Source organism: Sinorhizobium sp. 7-81 (assembly GCF_030124405.1).
Classification (GTDB): domain Bacteria; phylum Pseudomonadota; class Alphaproteobacteria; order Rhizobiales; family Rhizobiaceae; genus Sinorhizobium; species Sinorhizobium psoraleae.
Genome location: NZ_JASKLT010000008.1, coordinates 15,841 through 39,361 on the forward strand (window position 1 = coordinate 15,841; position 23,521 = coordinate 39,361).

General features: G+C 61.2%; 17 protein-coding genes and 1 tRNA gene. 7 read left to right on the forward strand and 11 right to left on the reverse strand.

Annotated features, from left to right (window positions below; genetic code table 11):
- Window positions 1-85: 85 nt before the first annotated feature.
- Window positions 86-601 carry a CYTH domain-containing protein gene (locus QN224_RS23205; RefSeq protein ID WP_283978547.1) on the forward strand — a complete coding sequence of 172 codons (516 nt, stop codon included), beginning with the start codon at window positions 86-88 and terminating at the stop codon, window positions 599-601.
- Between the two features lie 668 nt (window positions 602-1,269).
- Here QN224_RS23205 and QN224_RS23210 read toward each other — a convergent pair.
- Together QN224_RS23210 and cpdR1 are read right to left on the reverse strand one after the other, a co-directional pair.
- Window positions 1,270-1,344, reverse strand: a tRNA-Val gene (locus tag QN224_RS23210).
- Window positions 1,345-1,631: 287 nt separating this feature from the next.
- The gene (gene cpdR1, locus QN224_RS23215; protein WP_003531148.1) at window positions 1,632-1,994 is read right to left on the reverse strand and encodes a response regulator CpdR1; all 363 of its coding nucleotides are present in this window, start codon (window positions 1,992-1,994) and stop codon (window positions 1,632-1,634) included.
- A gap of 191 nt (window positions 1,995-2,185) precedes the next feature.
- Here cpdR1 and QN224_RS23220 point away from each other — a divergent pair, with 191 nt between their 5' ends.
- A complete protein-coding gene (locus QN224_RS23220; protein ID WP_173510141.1) occupies window positions 2,186-3,067 on the forward strand; it encodes an N-formylglutamate amidohydrolase in 882 nt (293 codons plus the stop codon).
- 304 nt (window positions 3,068-3,371) lie between these two features.
- The gene (gene hisN, locus QN224_RS23225) at window positions 3,372-4,178 is read left to right on the forward strand and encodes a histidinol-phosphatase (RefSeq protein WP_283978548.1); all 807 of its coding nucleotides are present in this window, start codon (window positions 3,372-3,374) and stop codon (window positions 4,176-4,178) included.
- Between the two features lie 52 nt (window positions 4,179-4,230).
- Here the strand turns inward: hisN and QN224_RS23230 are convergent, their stop codons facing one another.
- Window positions 4,231-5,220 carry an alpha/beta hydrolase gene (locus QN224_RS23230; protein WP_283978549.1) on the reverse strand — a complete coding sequence of 330 codons (990 nt, stop codon included), beginning with the start codon at window positions 5,218-5,220 and terminating at the stop codon, window positions 4,231-4,233.
- A 456-nt stretch (window positions 5,221-5,676) separates the two neighbouring features.
- Here QN224_RS23230 and QN224_RS23235 point away from each other — a divergent pair, with 456 nt between their 5' ends.
- Window positions 5,677-6,138, forward strand: a complete 462-nt coding sequence (locus tag QN224_RS23235; RefSeq protein ID WP_173509124.1) for an Hsp20 family protein — start codon at window positions 5,677-5,679, stop codon at window positions 6,136-6,138.
- A gap of 97 nt (window positions 6,139-6,235) precedes the next feature.
- On the opposite strand, the gene QN224_RS23240 is transcribed toward QN224_RS23235, so the two are convergent.
- Window positions 6,236-6,862 (reverse strand): hypothetical protein, encoded by a 627-nt coding sequence (locus tag QN224_RS23240; protein WP_283978550.1) that lies wholly within the window; start codon window positions 6,860-6,862, stop codon window positions 6,236-6,238.
- A 258-nt stretch (window positions 6,863-7,120) separates the two neighbouring features.
- Complete coding sequence (locus QN224_RS23245; RefSeq protein WP_283978552.1) at window positions 7,121-8,167, reverse strand: low specificity L-threonine aldolase; 1,047 nt, start codon at window positions 8,165-8,167, stop codon at window positions 7,121-7,123.
- A 644-nt stretch (window positions 8,168-8,811) separates the two neighbouring features.
- Between QN224_RS23245 and gltB the strand changes: the two genes are divergently transcribed.
- Together gltB and QN224_RS23255 are read left to right on the forward strand one after the other, a co-directional pair.
- Window positions 8,812-13,533, forward strand: coding sequence for a glutamate synthase large subunit (gene gltB / locus QN224_RS23250; RefSeq protein WP_283978553.1), 4,722 nt, complete (start codon window positions 8,812-8,814; stop codon window positions 13,531-13,533).
- 97 nt (window positions 13,534-13,630) lie between these two features.
- Window positions 13,631-15,088, forward strand: coding sequence for a glutamate synthase subunit beta (locus QN224_RS23255; RefSeq protein WP_283978554.1), 1,458 nt, complete (start codon window positions 13,631-13,633; stop codon window positions 15,086-15,088).
- Between the two features lie 207 nt (window positions 15,089-15,295).
- Here QN224_RS23255 and QN224_RS23260 read toward each other — a convergent pair whose 3' ends face one another.
- Window positions 15,296-16,564, reverse strand: a complete 1,269-nt coding sequence (locus tag QN224_RS23260) for a DUF459 domain-containing protein (protein WP_283978555.1) — start codon at window positions 16,562-16,564, stop codon at window positions 15,296-15,298.
- 175 nt (window positions 16,565-16,739) lie between these two features.
- On the reverse strand, window positions 16,740-17,960 hold the full coding sequence (locus QN224_RS23265) for a lytic murein transglycosylase (RefSeq protein WP_283978556.1): 1,221 nt from the start codon (window positions 17,958-17,960) through the stop codon (window positions 16,740-16,742).
- 299 nt (window positions 17,961-18,259) lie between these two features.
- On the opposite strand from QN224_RS23265, the gene galU reads away from it, so the two are divergent.
- Window positions 18,260-19,147, forward strand: a complete 888-nt coding sequence (gene galU / locus QN224_RS23270) for a UTP--glucose-1-phosphate uridylyltransferase GalU (RefSeq protein WP_283978557.1) — start codon at window positions 18,260-18,262, stop codon at window positions 19,145-19,147.
- A 185-nt stretch (window positions 19,148-19,332) separates the two neighbouring features.
- Here the strand turns inward: galU and QN224_RS23275 are convergent, their stop codons facing one another.
- The 4 genes from QN224_RS23275 to hemH form a co-directional block, all read right to left on the reverse strand.
- Window positions 19,333-20,775, reverse strand: coding sequence for an outer membrane beta-barrel protein (locus QN224_RS23275; protein ID WP_283978558.1), 1,443 nt, complete (start codon window positions 20,773-20,775; stop codon window positions 19,333-19,335).
- Window positions 20,776-20,891: 116 nt separating this feature from the next.
- Window positions 20,892-21,347 carry an NfeD family protein gene (locus QN224_RS23280; protein ID WP_283978559.1) on the reverse strand — a complete coding sequence of 152 codons (456 nt, stop codon included), beginning with the start codon at window positions 21,345-21,347 and terminating at the stop codon, window positions 20,892-20,894.
- Window positions 21,348-21,357: 10 nt separating this feature from the next.
- Window positions 21,358-22,353 carry an SPFH domain-containing protein gene (locus QN224_RS23285; RefSeq protein ID WP_283978691.1) on the reverse strand — a complete coding sequence of 332 codons (996 nt, stop codon included), beginning with the start codon at window positions 22,351-22,353 and terminating at the stop codon, window positions 21,358-21,360.
- A 101-nt stretch (window positions 22,354-22,454) separates the two neighbouring features.
- Window positions 22,455-23,489 (reverse strand): ferrochelatase, encoded by a 1,035-nt coding sequence (gene hemH / locus QN224_RS23290; protein WP_283978560.1) that lies wholly within the window; start codon window positions 23,487-23,489, stop codon window positions 22,455-22,457.
- Between the last annotated feature and the right edge of the window lie 32 nt (window positions 23,490-23,521).

Genomic DNA, 23,521 nt, shown 5'->3' on the forward strand with positions numbered 1-23,521 from the left:
GACGTTCCTTGTCCCAGATCAATGAAGAGCACGTTTCGCCAGGGCAGAATATGGTTCGCGACGCGGCGCGCGCATAGGCAAAATAATGGCAATAGAGATCGAACGTAAGTTTCAGGTCTTGAATGATCGTTGGCGGAAGAGCGCCTCGGCGGGCTCCGCGCTTCGGCAAGCCTACCTCATTGCAACAAAAAACCGTACGCTGCGCGTGAGGACAATTGACGCCGAGCGCGCGACTTTGACAGCCAAGTTCCGCAGAGACCGTATGCGACGCGAGGAGTATGAATATGCAATACCGTATTCCGACGCGCTGCAGATGTTCGAGTTCGCGTTGGGTATCGTCGAGAAGACTCGATACCAGGTTCGCTATGCTGATCATCTCTGGCATATCGACGTCTATTCCGGGGTAAATGAAGGTCTGGTCGTCGCTGAAGTAGAATTGCGCAACTGTTGGGGTGATCCCCCGCATCCGAAATGGCTCGGCCCTGAGATCACGGGGAATCCGCTGTACTCAAATCGCGCGCTGGCAATGAGAAGCCGTGCGGCCCGTCAAACGCCTTCCTCGCCCTCGCCGGTTGGACGACCGACCGTGCCTATAGGGTGATCTGAAGCCGCCATGCATTCCGCGCCGAGAAACACAGATCCTTACTATGCTTCGCCTCGTGATTTGATAACCACTGCCAGTTCCACCGCCTCTGTCATGCCGCGCAGAAGCGACCTACTCGCCGTGATCAAGTGCAAAAGCTTAGAAAGCTGTGGGGGAGCACAGGGTGTTAGCGCGTTCGTTCTGCGCGGCCAGCTCGCCGGCCTCGTCGAACGTCCATTTGGCGGCACAAACCAGACCTGTGCCGAGCGGCTGCCAAACTTTGGCTCTCCACCCGGTTCGGCCTTTGCCGGAAGGCTACTGAAGAGCGGCAATTGCACCAAATCCCGTCTTCGGCCACTCCGTGCCCGTTAAACAGCAGGCTATTGGGACATGACGCATCATAAGAAACCAATTGGTTGCCGGCCGCGCAGCTGTAGGAGGGCAATTGGGGCAGAGTAAATCGGGCTTACGGTAATGATCTCGCCCTCTCCCGCAAACGACCCCGAGATGCCCGATTGTCCGTTGCATCGGGTTGCAATTGGAGAGCTCGGGAAGGTCCGGGTGAGAGTGCTCACAGTGGCTGCCGGGTGCCAAAAATGGCACCGTTTCACCGCCCCAACTTGGCACCATTTGGCACCAGAGACTAAAAAGGGCTCAGCGGTTTCCCGCTAAGCCCTTGAAAAGGATGGTGGGCGTGACAAGGATCGAACTTGTGACCCCTACGATGTCAACGTAGTGCTCTCCCGCTGAGCTACACGCCCATCCGATGCGGCGCATAGACCACAAAACCCTCGTCCGCGTCAATAGGCTTTTAGAAGGATTTTTGACAGAATTTTAGACGGCGTTCTCGAGTGGCGTTTCTCGTGGTTAAGCGGGTTCGCGCGGCGCCTTGCACACGCGGACCCTCCCGATAAGTCATTGAAATGAAAAGACTGTGGCCGATCCGTGTTGATCGGCCACAGCCTCGAAGCAGTGCGCGCCGTCCGCGCAGGAGTTTGGCGGGCGTTGTGATTTTCGTCCTGTCAGTAAGCCGGGATTTCCGAGTCCGTCAGGCCGCCAGCATCTTGTTGACCTCGTTTACGAGGTCGCGCAGGTGGAAGGGCTTGGAGAGGACCTTGGCATCCTTCGGCGCCTTCGAATCGGGGTTCAAGGCCACCGCGGCAAAGCCGGTGATGAACATTACCTTCAGGTCCGGGTCGAGCTCGGTCGCGCGGCGGGCGAGCTCGATGCCGTCCATCTCCGGCATGACGATATCGGTCAGCAGAAGCGAAAAGGGTTCTTCGCGAAGCCGGTCGTAGGCGCTGGCGCCGTTGTCGTAGGACAGGACCTTATAGCCAGCCTTTTCCAGCGCCTTCACGAGGAAGCGGCGCATGTCGTTGTCGTCTTCGGCAAGGAGGATTTTCGCAGTCATGAATTCGGCCGTGGCTTCTTCTTTTCAATGCTTGTGGAGTGCGGCAGCTCAGCAAACCGCAACATGGTAAATATCTGGTGAACAGGGCAGATCAAGCCCTGATACCAGCAAGACGTCACTATGGACACAGAGGCGACCAACTGGCAACATGATCTAAACAGCAAGATCCGGACATGGTAAAAAGGGTTGCGATGGGGGAAGTGGTCGAGCGGGAATTTTTCGAGGTACTGGAGCCCGCAAGTCAGCGGATTCCCTTTGTGTTCAATTCCCCGCATAGCGGCCGGTCCTACCCACTGTCCTTTCTGAGTCAATCTCGGCTTGACGCGCATTCGATCCGCCGTTCGGAAGATCACTTCGTCGATGAGCTGTTTCAAAACGCCACCTTTCTAGGGGCCCCGCTGCTTCGCGCCCATTTCCCGCGCGCCTTTCTCGATGTCAACCGTGAACCCTACGAACTCGATCCGCGCATGTTCGAAGGGCAGTTGCCGCCGCATGCCAACATAAGCTCGATGCGGGTCGCCGGCGGGCTCGGTACCGTGCCGCGCCTTGTCGCCGAGAATATGGAAATTTATCGCAACCGCTTTCCGGTCGAGGAAGCGCTGACACGCATCGAGTCGATCTACAAGCCCTATCATGCGACGCTCAGGAAACTGATCGCCCGCACACATGTCCAATTCGGGATGTCCGTGCTGATCGATTGCCACTCGATGCCTGGCAATGTTCACCTTCCGGGCAGCGGCCAGCGGCCGGACTTCATTGTGGGCGATCGTTACGGAACGAGCGCGGCGGGAGAATTGTCGCGCACCGCCGTCAACCTGCTCGAGCAGCTCGGCTACGTAGTCGCCCGCAACAAGCCCTATGCCGGCGGCTTCATCACCGAACATTATGGCCGGCCGACGCGCGGACTGCATGCGCTGCAGATCGAAATCAACCGCAGCCTCTATGTCGACGAAACGACCCTCGTCAAGAAGCCGGGATTTGCCGCGCTGACGGCCGATCTTACGACGTTCATCGCCGCGCTTGCACAACATGTCGAGGAATATGGTGCCTATCTGCCGCTCGCGGCAGAATAGTGCTTCCAACCGTCACTCAAAAAGAACCGCGCCAGCGGCGCGGTCAAGTCTAGGGAGGAAACACCCAAGGAGGGTATTTGCAGCCACAAGTGACTGCTCAAAGACTGTAATGTTGCGCTGCACAAATGTCAAGTTGTGGGCGCCAAAACTTCCGCACCGCAATGGGACATTTCCTGATCGACGGCGACGCGTGCGCCAATCCGACCCGCAGCCCGCCTTCTCGTTGCTCATCTCCGGCGTTCTTGCCTTTCGATCAAATTCGTCTATTCAGGATCGCCTTCCTTTCTGCCTTCGAGAGAGCGATATGTTGCCGGACCGCACCTTCTTCGACCGCCTCGCCGACGCTGCCAAAGCCGAAACGATGCCGCGTTTCCGGACCGGCACCAGTGTCGTCAACAAGCTCGAGGGCGGGTTCGATCCCGTCACGGAGGCGGACAGGTCGGCCGAGGCGGCTATCCGGACGCTGATCGAAAGTGCATTTCCGGGCCATGGCATCCTCGGCGAGGAGCACGGCAATGTCGGTCTCGACCGCGAGCATGTATGGGTCATCGATCCGATCGACGGGACGCGTGCCTTCATTTCCGGCCTTCCGGTATGGGGAACGCTGATCGGCCTCTATCGCAACGGCAAGGCCGTGATGGGCCTGATGGACCAGCCTTTTACCGGCGAACGCTATTTCGCCGACGGCGAGAAGGCGATCTATCGCGGCCCCGGCGGGGAGAAGGTGCTTTCGACGCGCGCCTGCGATGCGCTCTCAGATGCGGTGCTGTTCACCACGTCGCCGCATCTCTATACCGGCGACCTCAAGGAGCGCTTCGAAGCGTTGCAATCCAAGGTGCGGCTCTTCCGCTACGGTTGCGATTGCTACGCCTTCGCGCTTCTTGCATCCGGCCACGTCGACCTCGTCATCGAGTGCGGCCTGAAGCCCTACGATGTCGGCGGACTCATCCCGTTGATCGAACAGGCGGGCGGCGTCGTCACCAATTGGCAGGGCGGACCGGCGGAAATGGGCGGCGAGATCATCGCAGCCGGCAGTCGCGAGCTTCACGCGCAGGCGCTGGAAATACTACAGCGGAGCCCGTCCGACCCGGATGCGCGGCGCTCACTGTAGCACTTTGAATTGCTGCATGATTTTGTCCTTAAATCGATTCCTATCTACGGAATCATGCCGTGGGAATTAAGCTTTCCTCGAATTGGCCGGCCACCATGTCTGCCTCCTCGAACGCGGGCAGGAACGCCAAAATCGCGGCCATCGCCTGCGCGCGGTAACGGTCGGTCTCGTGAAGAAGCTCGTGACGCGCGCCATCGATCGGAATCATGTGCCCGGCGCGGAAGTTGCGTGCCAGGACTTCGACGGCAAGATGCGGCACGAGGCGGTCGGCAGTCGGGGCGAGGATTATGGTCGGCACGATGACCCGCGTCAGATGTTCGCGGCGCAGGACACGCCGTATTGCCTGGAAGGTCTCCCGCAGCCATCGGGCCGTTGGCGGCCCCAGCCGCAATTGCGGACAGGCATCGGTGAGCGCCTGGTTGCGCGCATAGCGATTTGGGTCGGCCGTCAATACGTTGTTCGTGAAGGGGCGATTACCTTTGTCGCGATGGAGCGGCAACGTTCCAAGGCCGATCCAGTCCATTATCGTGGCGATCGAAAAGATGCTCCGCTGGCCAAGGGCTTGGCCGCTGAGGCCGACAAAGGGGGCGAGCAGCACCATGCGGTCGATCCGGCTCGCGAGCATCGGCGCCAGCGACAGGGCCACCAGCGCGCCCATTGAATGGGCAACGATGGAGAAGGGCAGGCGCGTGTCTGGCAGAACGATCTGCTCGAGGAAGATCATGAGATCGCGCTCGTAGTCGGTGAAATGCTCGACGTGACCACGACCGGGCTGCCGCAGCAACCGTTCGGAGCCGCCCTGGCCGCGCCAATCGAAGGTGGCGACCCAAAAACCGGCCGCGTTGAGTTCGCCGATCGTTTCGAAATATTTCTCGATCGCCTCGTTGCGGCCCTGCAGCAGCACGACCGTGCCGCGGGCGACCGAGGCTTCCGTCTTGAAGACCGCATAGCGGATCTTGCGGTTGCCGACACCATCGAAAAAGCCCGTCGCGTGTTTACCCGGTATCGGGTTGTCCGGCGTCGAATGGAGGATCGTGGTCATGAACAGCGACGGCCCGAGATGCAAACACGTTGAACGAGTTGACGCGGGAAGAGGGAAGGGAAGTTTTCCGCTCAGCGACCGCGTGTTGTTTCTCAGGGATAGGCGGTGGCCTCAAGCGCGTCAAAGAAAAAAGGCCGGAAACGGTGGGTGAAATCCGGACGATCACCGTTTCCGGCCGCTGAAGCAGAAGGGACATGTCGCTTCAGCGCCGGGATTTTGTTCCCAGTGTCCTTGTTTTAACCCGCCTCGGCTGAACGGGGACCAAACCGGTCATTCATGCTCCGTTCACCAAATGCCGGTCGGAAAAAATCCGCGCAAAAATTCCCTTGAACTTGCGCAGACGCATTCCCATGTCTTGGTCACGGACGCCGATGATGGGTCCGTTCACCGGTCGAGCCGCAGCCTTATGGGGTGGCAGACCAGACATCGCAAATCGTTGCTCTTAAGGAGGACACCATGCGTCACTTCGACTTCTCCCCGCTCTATCGTTCCACCGTCGGCTTCGATCGCCTGTTCACCATGCTTGACAGCCTTGGTCAGCCCGATCAGTCGCAGACGTATCCGCCCTACAACATCGAACGCACGGGCGAAAATGCTTATCGCATCACCATGGCCGTCGCCGGCTTCGACGAGAGCGAGCTTTCGGTCGAAGCGCGTGAACACACGCTGACGATCAAGGGCGAAAAGAGCGAAGACAAGGGCGAGGAGAGCCAGTTTCTCCATCGCGGCATTGCCAAGCGCGCATTCGAGCGCCGCTTCCAGCTTGCCGACCATGTCGAGATCAAGTCCGCTTCGCTGAAAAACGGCCTGCTTCACATCGATCTCGTTCGCGAGATTCCGGAGGCAGCCAAGCCGCGTCGCATCGAGATCTCCTCGGTTGCTTCGCAGCCGAAGCAGATCGAGGCTCAGAACCTCTAATCTGGTCTAACGATCGAAATTCGAAAAAGACGGCGTCCCTCGGGGGCGCCGTTTTTTTTGCAAAAGGTGCCATCGATCCCTCCACCCCTCAGATGATCTAGTCGGCCGCGACAATGCGGCAGGCGCGGAAACCAAAGACTCTGCCCATCTTTCCCGCCCGCAGGGTCTGCGTAAGACGGTCGCTCAGAAAGAATATGCGGTTCAAGGGAGGGCTCACCCACAGATCGGGGCCCTCGAGTGCCGCCGGACTGACGGCCACATCGTCGTCATGAAGATTTGGCGGCATGCTCAAAGTGCCGTCACCGAATTCGATGACCCTTGGTGAGTGACTGAGCAGAAAGGCATCCTTGCGCTCGCCGATATTGAGACAAAAATATTCGCCCTCTACGGGCGTCGTCCGGTCATGCTGGAAAAGCTTGATCGGATAGAGCGAGGAATGGCCGAGATCGAATTGCCGCAGCACGTCTGCACAGGCCGCCGAGACCACTACCGCGCCTGCAGCAAGCACGAGATCGGCCTGCTTCTTTTCCTTCTTGTCAGGATACTTGGCGAAGATCTCCTTTGGAAAATGCTCGGCCGACATCCGTTCGCCGGCTTCATTCAATTCGGCCATTTGGCCCAGGCCCATCCCGGTCGGCAATGGATCGGCGGTAAATGCCGTGATGCGTGTTGAATCCATGAAGGCGCGGCTGGCCCAGACCTGTGCGCCCTTAGATTGTGTCATAGCGGCTGTAATCTCCTGCAATTCAGTTCGCATGCGCACAGAAACCCGGTCTGGCGGAGGCGGTAAGCGATCGGGTATCGTTAGCGGACCCCCCGTGAGACCGCGATCGAGACCGGCGTCAGGGCAACGGTGCATGTGGCTCGCTGATTTGTCACAACACTAAAGCATAGATGGAAACGGGAGGCCTGTGGCACGACCTACCGGTGATTGCGTAGGGCTACAATCACATGCCGTTTCAGATTTCGCAATTCCGCCCTGTCAGCAAGCTTCGACGAAGCGATCGACATCTTGCGACCGTGTGGCAAAGCTTGTGACAAGCCGGTAAAGCCCCTCGTCTCCGGCTACGCTGTCTGTCAAGTGGTCCGGCACATGCCAGTCGTAGAAGACTGCACCCTGTTGCTGCAGCTTCGACGCCACGTCCTGCTTCAGGATCACGAAGACCTCATTTGCCTCTGGCGACCAGGCAAGCCGGCTCCTGGCCGAGGCGGAAATTCCATCAGCAAGACGCGCCGCCATTGCGTTCGCATGGCGAGCAAGATTGAGCCACAGATCGCCCGAGAAGTAAGCGTCGAACTGCGCGGCGATGAAGCGGGACTTGGAAAAGAGTTGGGCGGCACGCTTGCGCAGGAAATGCATTTCCTGCGCCTTCGAGAGGTCGAACAGGATCAGCGCTTCGGCACACCAGCAGCCGTTCTTGGTGCCGCCGAACGATAGGAGGTCGATGCCGCGCTTCCAGGTCATTTCCGCAGGCGTCGTGCCGAGGCTGACGAGCGCGTTGGCAAAACGCGCACCATCCATGTGCAGCGGAAGCTTATGCGATTTCGCGACAGCAGCAACGGCATCGATTTCCGCCAGCGAATATACCGTGCCGCTTTCCGTCGCCTGGGTAAGGGTCACTGCCATCGGCCGGCCGCCATGGATGAATTCCGCGGGGAAGCGGCGGATCTCGGCTTCGAGCCTTGACGTGTTCATCTTGCCGCTTGCGCCATCGACCGGGCAAAGCCTTGCCCCGTGAGAGAAGAATTCCGGCGCACCGCACTCGTCGACGTTGACATGCGCCTCTCGATGACAAAAGATCACGCCGCCCGCCCGATTGACGCTGGACAGCGCCAGCGAATTCGCGGCGGTGCCGGTGCCGACGAAGAACACCGCCACGTCCTTTTCGAAAATTTCGGAGAACTTCTTTTCCACCTTCCGGTCAAGTTCGCTCGTGCCGTAGGCGGAGGCGTAGCCGCCGGCATGAGCCACCAGGCTTTCGGCGATTGCCGGATGGGCGCCAGCCCAGTTGTCGGAAGAAAAGATCATCTGAAGTCACCCTGTTCCTGCGGCGCCGCTGAAACCAGTCGCGCAAGATCGCCGCGATATTTTGAGTTTTCCGCGCGATCGCGTCCTTAAACTGGAATCATGCGGGAGTCGCGCCGGCCGTTTCGGCGAGACCATAACCGACTTCCACAGACGATCAATGCGCCTCCTGACCGGGTGTGCCAACACAAGACCAGTTTGAAACCAAAGTGAAGAAATCCCCGGATGATTGTAATTTAATTTCAAAAGCGCGAAATTTCCGGCAATCTTCGGCAAATTCTCTTCCAATATTTGCTCATATGCCCCTTGCGAAGGGGGGCGCTTTCTGGCATAGAGCGCATGAAATAGGACAGGTTTACTGTCCTATTTCGGTCTAGGGCCGGAACAATCGCCGGAAGTGCCGCAGAATGCGGCATTCGGCGTGTAGCGCAAGGGGTTTCCGCCGGGTTTCATCCGGTTGTTGACGCCTGGCATCACGATGGTCGCGGACATTCGTGCCTGGTGCAGCGCCGCGCTTCATTTGCGACCTGATCAGGATCATGCGACGATAATGCCCAGCTTTGCCGCAGCGCGAAAGGCGCGACGCGGCAGGGAATGCGCGGGCGGCGGTATGCCCGGAATCTCCGGGTCCAATAGGAGGGAAGACGATGACGGATCATTCGCCATCACAGCAATCAGGGCTCCACCTCGCACACGCTGCGACGGTTGCGAAAACGCCCGCATTCCCATCCGGATTGCCGCGAAAACAGGGACTTTACGATCCGCGAAACGAGCATGATGCCTGCGGAGTTGGTTTCGTCGCTCACATGAAGGGCCAGAAGTCGCATCAGATCGTGCGCGACGGCCTTTTCATGCTCGAAAACCTGACCCATCGCGGCGCGGTCGGCGCTGACCCGCTGATGGGCGATGGCGCAGGTATCCTCGTTCAGATTCCCGACCGCTTCTTCCGCGAGGAAATGGCGAAGCAGGGTGTCACTCTGCCGAAGGCCGGCGAATATGCCGTCGGCTATCTCTTCATGCCGCGCGACGAAAAGCTGATCGCCCATTTCAAGGACGTGATCAGCGAAGTCGTCGCCGAGGAGGGCCAGCACCTGCTCGGTTTCCGCGACGTGCCGGTCGACAATTCGTCGCTTTCGAAGGCGCCGGACATCGCCGCTACCGAGCCGCACCACGTGCAGGTCTTCATCGGTGCCGGCCGCGACGCCGCCACCAATGCGGAATTCGAGCGCCGGCTGTTCACGCTGCGCAAAGTGATCTCCAACCGCATCTATGCGGAGGCGGACGGCGGCGATCTCGGCTTCTACGTCGTATCGCTGTCGACTTCGACCGTGGTCTACAAGGGCATGTTCCTCGCCTACCAGGTCGGCGCCTACTACAAGGATCTCTCCGACGAGCGCTTCCAGTCGGCGGTGGCGCTGGTACACCAGCGGTTCTCGACGAACACTTTCCCCTCCTGGAAGCTCGCCCATCCCTACCGCATGGTCGCGCACAACGGCGAGATCAACACGCTGCGCGGCAACGTCAACTGGATGGCGGCGCGGCAGGCTTCCGTCTCCTCGCCGCTCTTCGGCGACGACATCTCCAAGCTTTGGCCGATTTCCTACGAAGGTCAGTCGGATACGGCCTGCTTCGACAACGCGCTCGAATTTCTCGTGCAGGGGGGCTACTCGCTCGCGCATGCGGTGATGATGCTGATTCCCGAAGCCTGGGCCGGCAACCAGTTGATGTCGCCGGAACGAAAGGCGTTCTACGAGTACCATGCAGCGCTGATGGAGCCGTGGGACGGGCCCGCGGCCGTTGCCTTCACCGATGGTCGCCAGATCGGCGCCACGCTCGACCGCAACGGCCTGCGTCCGGCGCGCTACATCGTCACCAGCGACGACCGCGTCATTATGGCGTCGGAGGCCGGCGTGCTGCCGGTCGCCGAAGACAAGATCGTTAGGAAGTGGCGGCTGCAGCCCGGCAAGATGCTGCTGATCGACATGGAAGAGGGCCGCATCATCTCCGACGAGGAGGTGAAGTCGACGCTCGCCAACAAGCATCCCTACCGCAAGTGGCTCAATGATACGCAGTTGATCCTCGAGGATCTGAAGCCGGTCGAGCCGCGGGCGCTTCGCCGCGACGTGTCGCTGATCGACCGCCAGCAGGCCTTTGGTTATTCGCTGGAAGACACCAAGATCCTCATGTCGCCGATGGCGACGACCGGGCAGGAAGCGATCGGCTCGATGGGCACCGACACGCCGATCTCGGCCATGTCGAACAAGGCCAAGCTGCTTTACACCTATTTCAAGCAGAACTTCGCGCAGGTCACCAACCCACCGATCGATCCGATCCGCGAGGAACTGGTGATGAGCCTCGTCTCGTTCATCGGCCCGCGCCCGAACATCCTCGACCACGAAGGCATGGCGCATGCCAAGCGGCTCGAGGTTCGCCAGCCGATCCTCACCAATGGCGATCTCGAGAAGATCCGCTCGATCGGCCATACGGAAGATAGGTTCGACACCAAGACGCTCGACTTCACCTATGACATTTCGCGCGGTGCGGAAGGCATGCCGGAAATGCTCGATCGTCTCTGCGAGCGGGCGGAAGCGGCGGTCAAGGGCGGCTACAACATCATCGTGCTCTCCGACCGCCAGGTTGGCCCGGATCGTGTTGCGATTCCGGCGCTGCTTGCGACGGCGGCCGTGCACCATCACCTGATCCGCAAGGGCCTGCGGACTTCGGTCGGCATCGTGCTCGAATCGGGCGAACCGCGCGAGGTGCATCATTTCTGCCTGCTCGCCGGCTACGGCGCCGAGGCGATCAACCCCTATCTCGCCTTCGACACGCTCGTGGACATGCACAAGCGCGGCGAGTTCCCGAAGGAAGTCGACGCCAACGAGGTTGTCAACCGCTACATCAAGGCGGTCGGCAAAGGCATCCTCAAGGTCATGTCGAAGATGGGCATTTCGACCTATCAGTCCTATTGCGGCGCCCAGATCTTTGACGCCGTCGGTCTGTCGTCGAAGCTCGTCGACCAGTACTTCTTCGGCACGGCGACGACGATCGAAGGCATCGGTCTCGAGGAGATCGCGGCCGAAACGGTCGCCCGCCACAAGGCCGCCTTCGGGGCCGATCCGGTGCTCGCCAACACCCTCGATATCGGTGGCGAATATGCCTATCGCATGCGCGGCGAGAGCCACGCCTGGACGCCGGATGCCATTGCCTCGCTCCAGCACGCGGTGCGCGGCAACGCCGAGGACCGCTATCGCGAATTTGCCGAAATGGTGAATGCGTCGTCGCTGCGCATGAACACGATCCGTGGTCTCTTCACGATCAAGAGCGCCGAGGCCGTTGGCCGCAAGCCGATCCCGGTGGAGGAGGTCGAGCCGGCGGCGGATATCGTCAAGCGTTTCTCGACCGGGGCGATGTCCTTCGGTTCGATCAGCCGCGAGGCGCATACGACGCTGGCGATCGCGATGAACCGTATCGGCGGCAAGTCGAACACCGGCGAAGGTGGCGAGGAAAGCGATCGCTATTTGCCGCGTCCCGACGGCTCGATGAATCCCGAGCGCTCGGCGATCAAGCAGATTGCATCCGGCCGTTTCGGCGTCACCACCGAATATCTGGTCAATGCCGACGTGCTGCAGATCAAGGTGGCCCAGGGGGCGAAGCCCGGTGAAGGCGGGCAGCTGCCCGGCCACAAGGTGGATGCGACGGTTGCCAAGACCCGGCATTCGACCCCGGGCGTCGGTCTCATTTCGCCGCCGCCGCACCATGACATCTATTCGATCGAGGATCTGGCGCAGCTGATCTACGATCTGAAAAACGTCAATCCGGACGCGGACGTCTCGGTCAAGCTGGTGTCGGAAGTGGGTGTCGGTACGGTTGCAGCCGGCGTTGCCAAGGCGCGCGCCGACCACATCACGATCGCCGGCTTCGACGGCGGCACCGGCGCCTCGCCGCTGACCTCGCTGAAGCACGCGGGCAGCCCGTGGGAAATCGGCCTTGCCGAAACGCAGCAGACGCTGGTGCTGAACGGCCTGCGCTCGCGCGTCGCATTGCAGGTCGACGGCGGCCTGAAGACCGGCCGCGACGTCATCATCGGGGCGCTGCTTGGTGCCGACGAGTTTGGCTTCGCGACCGCGCCGCTGATCGCCGCCGGCTGCATCATGATGCGCAAGTGCCACCTGAACACCTGTCCTGTCGGTGTCGCGACCCAGGATCCGGTCTTGCGGAAGCGCTTCAAGGGCACGCCGGAACACGTCATCAACTACTTCTTCTTCGTTGCCGAGGAAGTGCGCGAAATTCTCGCCTCGCTTGGGGTGAAGAAGTTCGACGAGATCATCGGCGCTTCGGAACTGCTCGAGCGCGACCGGATGATCGAACACTGGAAGGCCAAAGGTCTCGACTTCTCGAAGATCTTCCACAAGGTGGAGGCACCGAAGGAAGCGACCTATTGGACGGCGCGCCAGAACCACCCGATCGACGACATTCTCGATCGCAAGCTGATCGAAAAGGCGAGGAACGCGCTCGAAACCAAGGCGCCGGTCGCCTTCGAGACCGAGATCAAGAACGTCGACCGTTCGGCCGGCGCGATGCTTTCGGGTGCGCTTGCCAAGCGCTGGGGGCACAAGGGGTTGAAGGACGATACGATCAACGTGACGCTCAAAGGCACGGCGGGCCAATCGTTCGGCGCGTTCCTCGCTCGCGGCATTACCTTCGACCTGGTGGGCGACGGCAACGACTATGTCGGAAAAGGCCTTTCGGGCGGGCGCATCATCGTCCGGCCGCCGGAAGCCTCGAGGATCGTGCCGCATCAGTCGATCATTGTCGGCAACACCGTGCTTTACGGCGCGATCTCGGGCGAATGCTACTTCAACGGCGTCGCTGGCGAACGCTTCGCGGTGCGTAACTCCGGTGCGATCGCAGTCGTCGAGGGCGTCGGCGATCACGGCTGCGAATACATGACCGGCGGCGTGGTCGTCGTCATCGGCGGAACGGGCCGCAACTTCGCGGCCGGCATGTCCGGCGGCGTCGCCTATGTTCTCGACGAGGAGGGCGATTTCGCCCGCCGCTGCAACATGGCGATGGTCGAGCTGCAGCCGGTGCCGGAGGAAGACGACATGCTGGAGAAGCTGCACCACCACGGCGGCGACCTGATGCACAAGGGCATGGTCGATGTCTCGGGCGACATGACGCGCCATGACGAGGAGCGACTTTACCAGCTGATCTCGAACCATCTGCATTACACGGGCTCGCCCCGTGCCAAGGAGATCCTCGATGGCTGGGCGGATTACAGGCCGAAATTCCGCAAGGTCATGCCAGTCGAATACCGCCGCGCGCTCGAAGACATGGAGCGCATGAAGATGGCTGAAGCGGCCGAGTAACCGGCCCCTGTGACAACGGTCCCCGGTCCGGCAGGATCCGGGGGCACCTCGCGCGCTTGAACGCGCTGTTCAGATTTGAAGGTATCAGGATCGTAAGATGGGCAAGGTTACTGGGTTTTTGGAGATCGACCGGCAGGTGGCAAAGTACCAGCCGGCATCCGACCGCATCCGCCATTTCCGTGAATTCACCATTCCCATGTCCGACCAGGAAGTGCAGAAGCAGGCCGCGCGCTGCATGGACTGCGGCATCCCCTATTGCCACGGGCCGACCGGGTGCCCGGTGCACAACCAGATTCCCGACTGGAACGACCTCGTCTACAACGGCAACTGGGACGAGGCGATCCGCAACCTGCACTCGACGAACAACTTCCCGGAGTTTACCGGTCGCGTATGCCCGGCGCCGTGCGAGGAAGCCTGCACGCTGAACCTCGAGGACGTGCCGGTCGCGATCAAGACGGTCGAGCAGGCGATCGCCGACAAGGCCTACGAAATGGGATACATCGTGCCGCAGCCGGCCGTCACCAAGACTGGCAAGAAGGTCGCGGTCATCGGTTCCGGCCCCGCCGGCATGGCGGCCGCTCAGCAGCTTGCCCGCGCCGGTCACGAGGTCCATGTCTACGAGCGCGAGTCGAAGCCCGGCGGGCTGCTGCGTTACGGCATTCCGGATTTCAAGATGGAGAAGAACTTCATCGATCGCCGCATCGAGCAGATGCGGGGCGAGGGCGTCACCTTCCATTGCGGCATCAATGTCGGCGTCGACCTGCCGGTGCAGAAGCTCCTCGACGACAATGATGCGGTGCTCTATTGCGGCGGCTCCGAGACCCCGCGCGATGCCGGAATCCCGGGCGTGAACTTTGCCGGCGTGCATGATGCCATGCCGTACCTCGTGCAGCAGAACCGCCGCGTCGGCCGCGAGAACATCGACAGCGTCGGCTGGCCCTCCGAACCGATCCTCGCCGGCGGCAAGCATGTCGTTGTCGTCGGCGGTGGCGACACGGCATCGGACTGCGTCGGCACGGCTTTCCGCCAGGGTGCAGTCAAGGTGACGCAGCTCGATATTCGTCCACAACCGCCGGAAAAGGAAGACAAGCTCGCCGTCTGGCCATTCTGGGCGACGAAGATGCGCACGTCCTCCAGCCAGGCGGAAGGTGCGGTTCGCGAGTTCCAGGTCGCGACGCTGGAATTCGTCGGTGACGAGGACGGTGTGCTTACCGGCGTCAAGTGCTGTCAGGTGGACGAGCGGCGCAAGCCGATCGCCGGAACCGAGTTCATCATCAAGGCCGATCTCGCCTTCATCGCCATCGGTTTCCGCGGTCCCTTCACCAACAGCGTGCTCAAGGATCTCGGCGACAAGCTGTCCCTCAATACCGACCGCCGCGGTTCGACCAACGTCGTCGCCAATGAGCCGGACTACAGGACGTCGGTCGACAAGCTTTGGACCGCCGGGGACATCCGCCGCGGCCAATCGCTCGTCGTCTGGGCGATCCGCGAAGGCCGGCAGGCGGCGCGTGCCATCGACGAAGCGCTGATGGGGTCGAGCGTCCTGCCGCGGTAGTCGCTTCCGCGTACAACTGTCACAGGCCTCGCAAGATGATTGCGGGGCCTTTTTCTTTGGGGCTCATTACTCCCGGGCGTCATTCTTGCGCTTGACCGGCCGAGCTCGAGGGATGGAGGGGAGTTCACAGGCAATCAGCGATACACGACATCGGGCCATGTAGGCACTCTAGTTCCCTATGAGCCGACAGATCGCTTCGCCCTAGGCTCAGTTCGCGGTCGCCGGCTTAATGGCCGCCGACTGCGGTTTTGCCAGACGGAAATCATCGATGCGCCCGGGAGGGGCCACGACGACCGCGCCCTTCTCGATGAGCAGGTCGCGCGGGCTCTTGCCGGTGCTCTTCAACGGGGTGTCACCGCCGAGAAGCGCGGTCGCGCCGTCGAGTTCCGGATCGGTCAGGCTGATCGGCTGTGTCTTGACGATATCCTCATTCGCAAGTGGAGCCGTCACCACCAGATCTTTCAGCCCCTCCGCGCCCGGCACGTCCGTGTCGGTTGCTGCCGCCTCGCCAAGCAGCTTGCGGATGTCCTTCTCGACATAGAAGGCGAGCTTGCGCTTGCCAGCCTTGGTCAGGTTGATGCCGTCGGAACCACGCAGACGGACCTGCTGGCCGTTGATGTCGGAGCCGGTCAGCACGAACTTGCCGCCCTCGTCGACAAAGCCGTCCCAGATGTCGATGAACTGGCCGCCGGCCTTTTCGACCTCTTCGCGGAAGATGCCGTTGAGCGTCACCATGTCGGCGGTCATGGCGCTCGACTGGAACGGTGGCATGCCGACCCAGAGAACCGGAAGCGAATCCTTGCGCGCCAGAGTTGCGAGAGCGTTGACCCGCTTGCGGTATTCCTCGGTCCAGACATCTGTGCGGAACTTCTCCTTGACGTCGCCGATCCGCATCAGCTGTCGGTCATTGGCACCGAGACTGACGACGATCACGGAAGGTTTCAGCTCTGCCACATAGTCCGGCAGGATCTTCGGCCAGTCGAAATAGTCGTTGCGGACAAGGCCCGAAGAGCCGTTGGCGCGGGTTTCGACGATAATCCCCGGCGTTGTCTCGAAGGCAGTCTTCAGACCGTCGCCAAGGCTCCCGGCAACGAAATCGCCGACGACCAGGACCTTTTTCGCATCCGGCGATTTCTCGACAACCGGCGCCGGCGGCGGCGTTGCCGCCAGGCGCGGCTTGGCGCGTTGCTGGCGGCGCTGCTGCGGCTCTGCCGGTTGCTGCTGTCGGCGTTTCAGCACCCGTCGGGGCGCGGGCTGGCGGGGGTAGTCGTACTGATCCCGGTAGTAGATGCGCCTTTGGGGAACGAAGACGCCGAAGAGCCTCTGCAGGACATTGCGCCGCGGGACCGGCTCCTGCGCTTCGGCCATGGTGGCAAAGAAGCCGGCGACGAGCATTGCCACGGCCCCTATAAGGATCGGCGCGAAACGAAACGGATGCAAGAACCGCTTCACCCCAGCGTCTCTGATTGGCAACATGATCGCTTTCACCGTCAAACGCAGCAATTCCAGTTGCTACAGCGAGTTTGCGCATCCATGACACGCGCGGCGCTGCATGTGCAACTCACTATAGCATACATACGCCAAATCACGGCGATTTGGGACCGAATGAGCGGAAATCGCCGTGATTTGCAAAATTCGTGCGGAAGTGCCGTCAGTTGCGCAAGGCGCGTAGGAGGTGTTGCGTCGGTTCGCCATCCGGTGTCAGGCCGTTCTGGGTTTGAAAGGCCTGGATCGCGGCCTTGGAGCCCGAGCCGAAATTGCCATCGACCTCGCCGCTGTAATAGCCGAGCTCCTTCAGACGGTTCTGCAACTCGAACTTTTCGCTGATATCAAGGGATCCGTCTGGACGCGGCCAGCGCTGCTGCATTCCTGCGTAGCCGGCGATCTGGTCGGCAAGGAGGCCGACGCCGAGCGCATAGGAATCGGATGCGTTGTAGCGCTTGATCACGAAGAAGTTGCGCGTCATCAGGAAGCCCGGACCGTTGCCCCCGGTCGGCAGTTTCAGTTCGGCGCGCGTGTTCGGGCTTCGGAAACCCTTGCCGTTCGGCCGAATGAAGCCGAGCGCTGCCCATTGGCCGAGCGTCTTCGTCTGGCCCGAATATTTCGCGGCGTTGGCCGGCGGCACGACTTCGTAGCCCCAGGTCTCGCTCGGCTGCCAGCCATTCTTTTTCAAGAGGTTGGCGGCTGTGGCCAGTGCATCCGGGACCGAATTCCAGATGTCGCGGTGCCCGTTTCCGTCGGCATCGACCGCATAAAGCAGGTAGCTCGTCGGAATGAACTGCGTGTGTCCCATGGCGCCCGCCCAGGACCCGGTCAACTCGCGCGGCGTGATGTCGCCGCTTTGCAGGATCTTCAGCGCGGCGATCAACTGGGTCCTTGCAAATTTGGCCCGCTTCGGATCGGCATAGGCAAGCGTCGCAAGCGCGCGCGGCACATAGTGCAGCCGGTCGTCCTTTTCGAGGACGGCACCGTAGTTCGTCTCCATCGACCAGATTGCCAGGAGAATGTTCCTGTCGACGCCGAAGTGCCTCTCCAGATAGTTGAGCGTTCGGGCATGTTTGGCAGCCATTTCCTGGCCGACGCGCTTCGTGTACGGATTGACACGCGAGTCTATATATTCCCAAATCTTGTGCTTGAACTCGGGCTGGTAATTCGCCTTTTCGAGTACCGCCGGATCGGGCGTCTTCACGCCGGCGAACGCCTTGCGATAGGTCGCCTGGGTAACGCCGCTCTTGGCGGCGGTCGCGTAGAACTTGTTGATCCAGTTCTGGAAGCCAGGGTCCGCGTGTGCAGGTGCTGAACAAAGCGTAGCGGCAGTAACGATGAGGGCGGCGGCGATATGGCGGAAGAACGTTCTGCGGTTTCTGATCATCAGCTATCGGTTCCGTTTCTCATCGGAGCGTTCAGCCAGCGTTCATGCCGGGCGGAATACTCCGGTTTTGCAATGTCGCCCGCAGCATGCCGCGAAAGGGCAGCATGCGGTTCTCTTCACTCCGAACAGCGGAATCCGCATCGGATCAGGGGAGAAGCCTACAGAAACGAAGTCAACAAAGTCTTTACCATGAATAAGCCAGGTCGTCCTCTTTTGCAAAAAAATAGCAATCGGCGACTAATTCCAATCCAGTTTGCCTTTTTGAGGCTAGAGTTGAGAACCACTGCAAGGAGGTGTCTATGACCGACAAGCGTAAAGTCCGCAAAGCCGTGTTCCCCGTGGCGGGCCTTGGGACGCGTTTCCTGCCGGCGACCAAGGCGGTGCCGAAGGAGATGCTGACGGTGGTGGACAAGCCGGTCATCCAGTATGTCGTCGATGAAGCGCTGGAAGCAGGCATTGAGCATCTGATCTTTGTGACCGGCCGCAGCAAAGCGGTGATCGAGGACTATTTCGATATCCAGGTCGAACTCGACCAGACGCTGCGCGAACGGAACAAGAAGGCGGAAATCGAGCTGCTCGAGGCGATACTGCCGAAGGCCGGCACCACCAGCTTCACACGCCAGCAGGCGCCGCTCGGTCTCGGCCATGCGGTCTGGTGCGCGCGCGATCTCGTCGGTGATGAACCCTTCGCGCTTCTGCTGCCCGACATGATCATGAAGGGTGAGAAGGGCTGCCTCAAGGGCATGGTCGAACTCTACGAGCAAAGCGGCGGCAACGTGATCGCCGTTGAGGAATGTGCGCCCGACCAGGCCCACAAATACGGCATCGTCGGCGTCGGCGACAAAATCGGCGACGGCTTCAAGATCACCAAGATGGTCGAGAAGCCCGCGCCCGGTACCGCGCCATCCAACTTCTTCATCAACGGCCGCTACATCCTGCAGCCGGATATCTTCCCGATCTTGGAACGGCAGGAGCGCGGCGCCGGCAACGAGATCCAGCTGACCGACGGCATGGTGAAGCTTTCCGGCATGCAGCCTTTCGCCGCCTATCACTTCCGCGGCGATACCTACGATTGCGGGGCGAAGGACGGTTTCATCCTTGCGAACGTCGCCTTCGCGCTCGAGCGCGGCGACATCAGGCCCTCCGTCGAGGAGCCGCTGAAGGCACTGCTGCAAAGCCTGAAGTGATCTCAGTCGGACTGAAAAGCGGGTCGCGCCAGAGGGCGCGGCCTTTTTCATTATGCAGTGACGCCCTTTACCGACCCTCTTCTTCGCTCTTGGATCATTTCATCGTTTTATTGAAACGATGAAATGGTCTAACGCTTTGAAACGAGACAATTCCGGACAGAAAGCACACTTTTCCTGGAATTGCTCTAGCGCCTTAGCGTCAGACCGAGACCGATGCGGGCGGTGTCGCTCGACTCGCCGCGATCCCTGTTCGTTCGTTCGTAACTGATGTCGCCGGTGAGCGCGAGATAGCGGTTCATGTCCCAGGTCAGGCCGGCGCCGGTTCGCCAGGTGGTTTCGTCGGAGGAGATGGCATCCGACGGGAAGTTGCGCAATGTCACACTGTTCGACAGGCGGGCAACCAATGTCGAACGCAGTTCGCGGGTGACGATGCTGGTCAGCACATAGTCGATCGAGCCTGCGTCGCCGGGTGTCGTCGACGGGTCGAGATAGGTTGCGACACCGAGCAGGACGTCGGTGCCGCGCTGTGGCGACCAGTTGACGCGTCCGTCAACCGAAAGTCCGCGAAGATCGCCGAGCCGGTCGTCGTCGAAGCGGTAGGTCTCGTAGCCGAGCGCGAGTTCGCCATTGAGCTTTTCGCCAAGGTCGACCTCCAACCCGGCGCGGCCCGCGTAGGTTTGATAGGACCGCTCGAAGCCGAGCGTGTCCTCGCGCAGATCATAGTTCGACTTTCCGACTGACGCTTCGAGGAACGGGATGAGGGCCGGAGAAAGCTCGTAGCCGATGCGCGCGTTCAGAATGCCGATATTGCGATTGCGATCCTCGACAGAAAGCGTAGCCCCGTTGTCGAGCTCGACATCCCCATAGGTTCGGCGCTCGAAATCGGCACCGAGCGATCCGCGAATGAGACCGTAGTCGCGCTCGACGGCCGCGCCCAGCCGATAGATGTTCACGCCGGATTGCGTCTCGGCATTGGCAATCGCGTTCGGATCGTTGGCGTCTTCCCGTTCGAAGCTGTAACCGGCCCTCAGCCTGGCGATCGTCTGCTCACTGAGGTCGAGGCGCAATTCGGCGTCGAGGTCCGCGCGCGGTTCTTCTTCGCCCCGGCCCGACGTGTTGTTCTGCAAGACGCCTTCGCCGGTGATGCTCAGTTGGTGGCGCGACCAGTCCGAGGTGAGCGATCCCTTGAGACCGGTTTCGATGAAGCTTCGGCTCTCGCTGCGGCCCCCTGTCCTTTGCCGCTCGTGATTGAAGGTCTCGCTGAGGGCGGGTTTCAGGACGAACGTGCCGATGCGGATGCCCGGTGCCTGGCCCTCGTAGGGATCGATGCGCGCGCGCAGACCATCGATCGTGTCCTCGCGCCGGTTCAGGCGGTTGAAGTCCTCGTCGAGTGCCGGGGGAAGGTCGCTGCCGGCAACGGCACCGGTCGTTTGCGGATCGGTGATCGCTGCGACATTCGCCGTTTGGCCGAGGGTACCAGCGGCCAAATTCGCGACCGGGGCGTCTGGAGGAGGGCTTTCCGCGCCGGCAGGTGTGCCGGCGAAGAGGGCGCAGCCCGCCACGAGCCACGCCCGCATCCTCGGACGCAAGGCGCCCGCTGTGATCGAGCGTGAAATATTGGGCACCATGCGCCGTCTGTCCGCGAAAACGTGATTGCAATCGTTTCGCAACCGTAAAGGCGCGTGGTTAACCAATCGTTTCCAAATGGAAAATCCGGTTTCGAGACCGGTTTGCTGCCATGCGCTCACGCACGCTCGACGGTCAGGTTCCGGCCGCTGCTTGCCACGATCCGCACGCGCGTGCCGACCGGCAGATCAGGCCCTTCGACCGACCAGGTCGTGTCGTCCAGGCGTACGCGCCCTCGGCCCTCGGCGATCGGTTGCTCCAAAACCGCCGTGCGGCCGACGAGGCTTTCGCCGCGCTTGTTGAGCAGCGGCTCATCGCTCTCGACCGAGGAGGAGACGAAGCGCCGCCCGATGAGCACCGCGAACACCGAATGCAGCGCGAAGACGACGACCTGGATCTCCCAGACCCAGAATGCCGTATCCCAGAGGAGGAGGGACAGGCTGCCGGTAGCGAGCGCTGCGAACCCGATCCAGACCAGGAACACGCCTGGCAGCACCAATTCTGCCGCCAGCAGGACGAGGCCGAGCACCCACCAGCTCCAGGGCCCGAGTTCGAGGACGATGCGTGCGATCATGGGGACGCCCTCAAGAGGTCGTTTCGGAGGAATTGCCAGCCGGACCGGTGCGCGGCGTCGACTGGCGCGGGCGAGGCGAGCTAGGAGGCTGGCCCTCGCCGAAGACTTCCCTGGCGATGGCGCCGATGCCGCCGAGCGAGCCGATCAGCGAGGAGGCCTCCATCGGCATCAGCACGATCTTCTGGTTGTTCGCCGTGCCGATCGACGCGAGCGCCTCGGTGTACTTTTGTGCGACGAAATAGTTGATCGCCTGCACGTCGCCGGCGGCGATCGCCTCGGAAACCATCCTCGTCGCCTTGGCTTCGGCCTCGGCAAGCCGCTCGCGCGCTTCCGCGTCGCGGAACGCGGCCTCGCGCTGGCCCTCCGCCTGAAGGATGGCAGACTGTTTCGAGCCCTCGGCGCGCAAGATCTGCGCGTTCCTGGCACCTTCGGCTTCGAGCACCTGGGCGCGCTTTTCGCGCTCCGCCTTCATCTGCCGTGCCATGGCGTCGACCAGATCCTTCGGCGGGGCGATGTCCTTGAGCTCTACGCGGGTGATCTTGATGCCCCAGGGGTTGGCAGCCTCGTCGACGACGTGAAGAAGCCGGTCGTTGATCGTGTCGCGGTTCGAAAGCAGCTCGTCGAGATCCATCGACCCCATCACCGAGCGGATGTTTGTCATCGTCAGATTGAGAAGGGCGTTCTCGAGATTGGACACCTGATAGGCGGCCTGCGCGGCATTTAGCACCTGATAGAAGGCCACCGCATCCGCCGCGACGCTGGCATTGTCCTTGGTGATGACCTCCTGCGTCGGCACATCGAGAACCTGCTCCATCACATTCATCTTCGCCCCGATGCGATCGATGAAAGGAATAATGAGGTTCAGTCCCGGCTCCATGGTCTTCGTGTAGCGGCCGAAGCGCTCGACCGTGTAGCGATAGCCCTGTGGCACCGTCTTGATCCCGGCGAAAAGCACCAGGACGACGAGAACGACGAATGCAATGACCGCGATATCCATGCCGCCCACCGACATATCTCCCTCCTCGCAACTCCAGCGTTTGGAGTGCCCCAAGAGTATGACGTGGCGATTCGGCGCAATAATTCAAGCGGTGTGTAGAGAAGGGCCGCTTAGAGCCAGCCCTCAAGCTCGCGGCGCACGACGTGATTGAGCACTGCCATGCCTTCGGCACTGTCGTTCAGGCAGGGAATATGCGCAAATTTCTCGCCGCCGTTGTGGTGGAAGCTTTCGGCGGCCTGGCCGGCGATTTCCTCCAGCGTCTCCAGACAGTCGGAAACGAAGCCGGGATTGACGACCGCAAGACGCTTGATGCCGTCTTTCGCCAGCTTCTCGACGGTCTTGTCGGTATAGGGCTGCAGCCATTCCTCCGGGCCGAAGCGGGACTGGAAGGTGACCTGCAGCTTTTCCTCCGGCCAGCCGAGCTTCTCGCGCAATAGCTGCGCGGTCTGCTGGCACTGGAAATAATAGGGATCCCCCTTGTCGGAATAGCTCTTCGGAATGCCGTGGAAGGAGGCGAGCACGACTTCCGGCTCCCAGTCGAGCGCTGCAAGATGCTTGCTGATCGAGGCGGCGAGCGCATCGATATAGACCGGATCGTCGTGATAGGGCGGAACGGTTCGCAGCGCCGGCTGCCAGCGCATTTTCAACAGCGCCTCGAACGCCTTGTCGTTGACCGTTGCGGTCGTGGCCGCCGCATATTGCGGATAGAGCGGAAAGACGAGGATGCGATCGCAACCCTCCTTCTGCAGCACTTCCATGCGCGAGGCGATGGACGGTTGGCCGTAGCGCATCGCCCAGTCGACGACAACCGCCGGCCGATCGACAAAGGTCTTCGCCATCAGGCCGGCCTGATTGCGGGTGTAGGTGCGTAGCCAACTCTCATTCAGTTCTTTGTTCCAGATCAGCTCGTAGGCCTTTCCGACCTTGCCGGGTCGCGTGTTGAGCACGATGCCGTAGAGGATCGGATACCAGTAGAGACGCGACCATTCGATGACCCGCCTGTCGCTCAGGAACTCCTTGAGGTAGCGGCGCATCGAGGCGTAGTCGGTGCCGTCCGGCGTGCCGAGGTTCACGAGCAGCACGCCGATCTTCCCGGATCTCACGGAAGGGTGGTCGGTGGTCGGTTCGGCGCGTGCGGTCGTCATCTCGGTCCTCATGGGCGCTTCTGGTTGCCAGC

Coding starts and splice junctions, on each gene's coding strand:
- QN224_RS23205 (WP_283978547.1), top strand. CDS start 86: ATGGCAATAGAGATCGAACGTAAGTTTCAGGTCTTGAATGATCGTTGG.
- cpdR1 (WP_003531148.1), bottom strand. CDS start 1,994: ATGACTGCGAAAATCCTCCTTGCCGAAGACGACAACGACATGCGCCGC.
- QN224_RS23220 (WP_173510141.1), top strand. CDS start 2,186: ATGGGGGAAGTGGTCGAGCGGGAATTTTTCGAGGTACTGGAGCCCGCA.
- hisN (WP_283978548.1), top strand. CDS start 3,372: ATGTTGCCGGACCGCACCTTCTTCGACCGCCTCGCCGACGCTGCCAAA.
- QN224_RS23230 (WP_283978549.1), bottom strand. CDS start 5,220: ATGACCACGATCCTCCATTCGACGCCGGACAACCCGATACCGGGTAAA.
- QN224_RS23235 (WP_173509124.1), top strand. CDS start 5,677: ATGCGTCACTTCGACTTCTCCCCGCTCTATCGTTCCACCGTCGGCTTC.
- QN224_RS23240 (WP_283978550.1), bottom strand. CDS start 6,862: ATGACACAATCTAAGGGCGCACAGGTCTGGGCCAGCCGCGCCTTCATG.
- QN224_RS23245 (WP_283978552.1), bottom strand. CDS start 8,167: ATGATCTTTTCTTCCGACAACTGGGCTGGCGCCCATCCGGCAATCGCC.
- gltB (WP_283978553.1), top strand. CDS start 8,812: ATGACGGATCATTCGCCATCACAGCAATCAGGGCTCCACCTCGCACAC.
- QN224_RS23255 (WP_283978554.1), top strand. CDS start 13,631: ATGGGCAAGGTTACTGGGTTTTTGGAGATCGACCGGCAGGTGGCAAAG.
- QN224_RS23260 (WP_283978555.1), bottom strand. CDS start 16,564: ATGTTGCCAATCAGAGACGCTGGGGTGAAGCGGTTCTTGCATCCGTTT.
- QN224_RS23265 (WP_283978556.1), bottom strand. CDS start 17,960: ATGATCAGAAACCGCAGAACGTTCTTCCGCCATATCGCCGCCGCCCTC.
- galU (WP_283978557.1), top strand. CDS start 18,260: ATGACCGACAAGCGTAAAGTCCGCAAAGCCGTGTTCCCCGTGGCGGGC.
- QN224_RS23275 (WP_283978558.1), bottom strand. CDS start 20,775: ATGGTGCCCAATATTTCACGCTCGATCACAGCGGGCGCCTTGCGTCCG.
- QN224_RS23280 (WP_283978559.1), bottom strand. CDS start 21,347: ATGATCGCACGCATCGTCCTCGAACTCGGGCCCTGGAGCTGGTGGGTG.
- hemH (WP_283978560.1), bottom strand. CDS start 23,489: ATGACGACCGCACGCGCCGAACCGACCACCGACCACCCTTCCGTGAGA.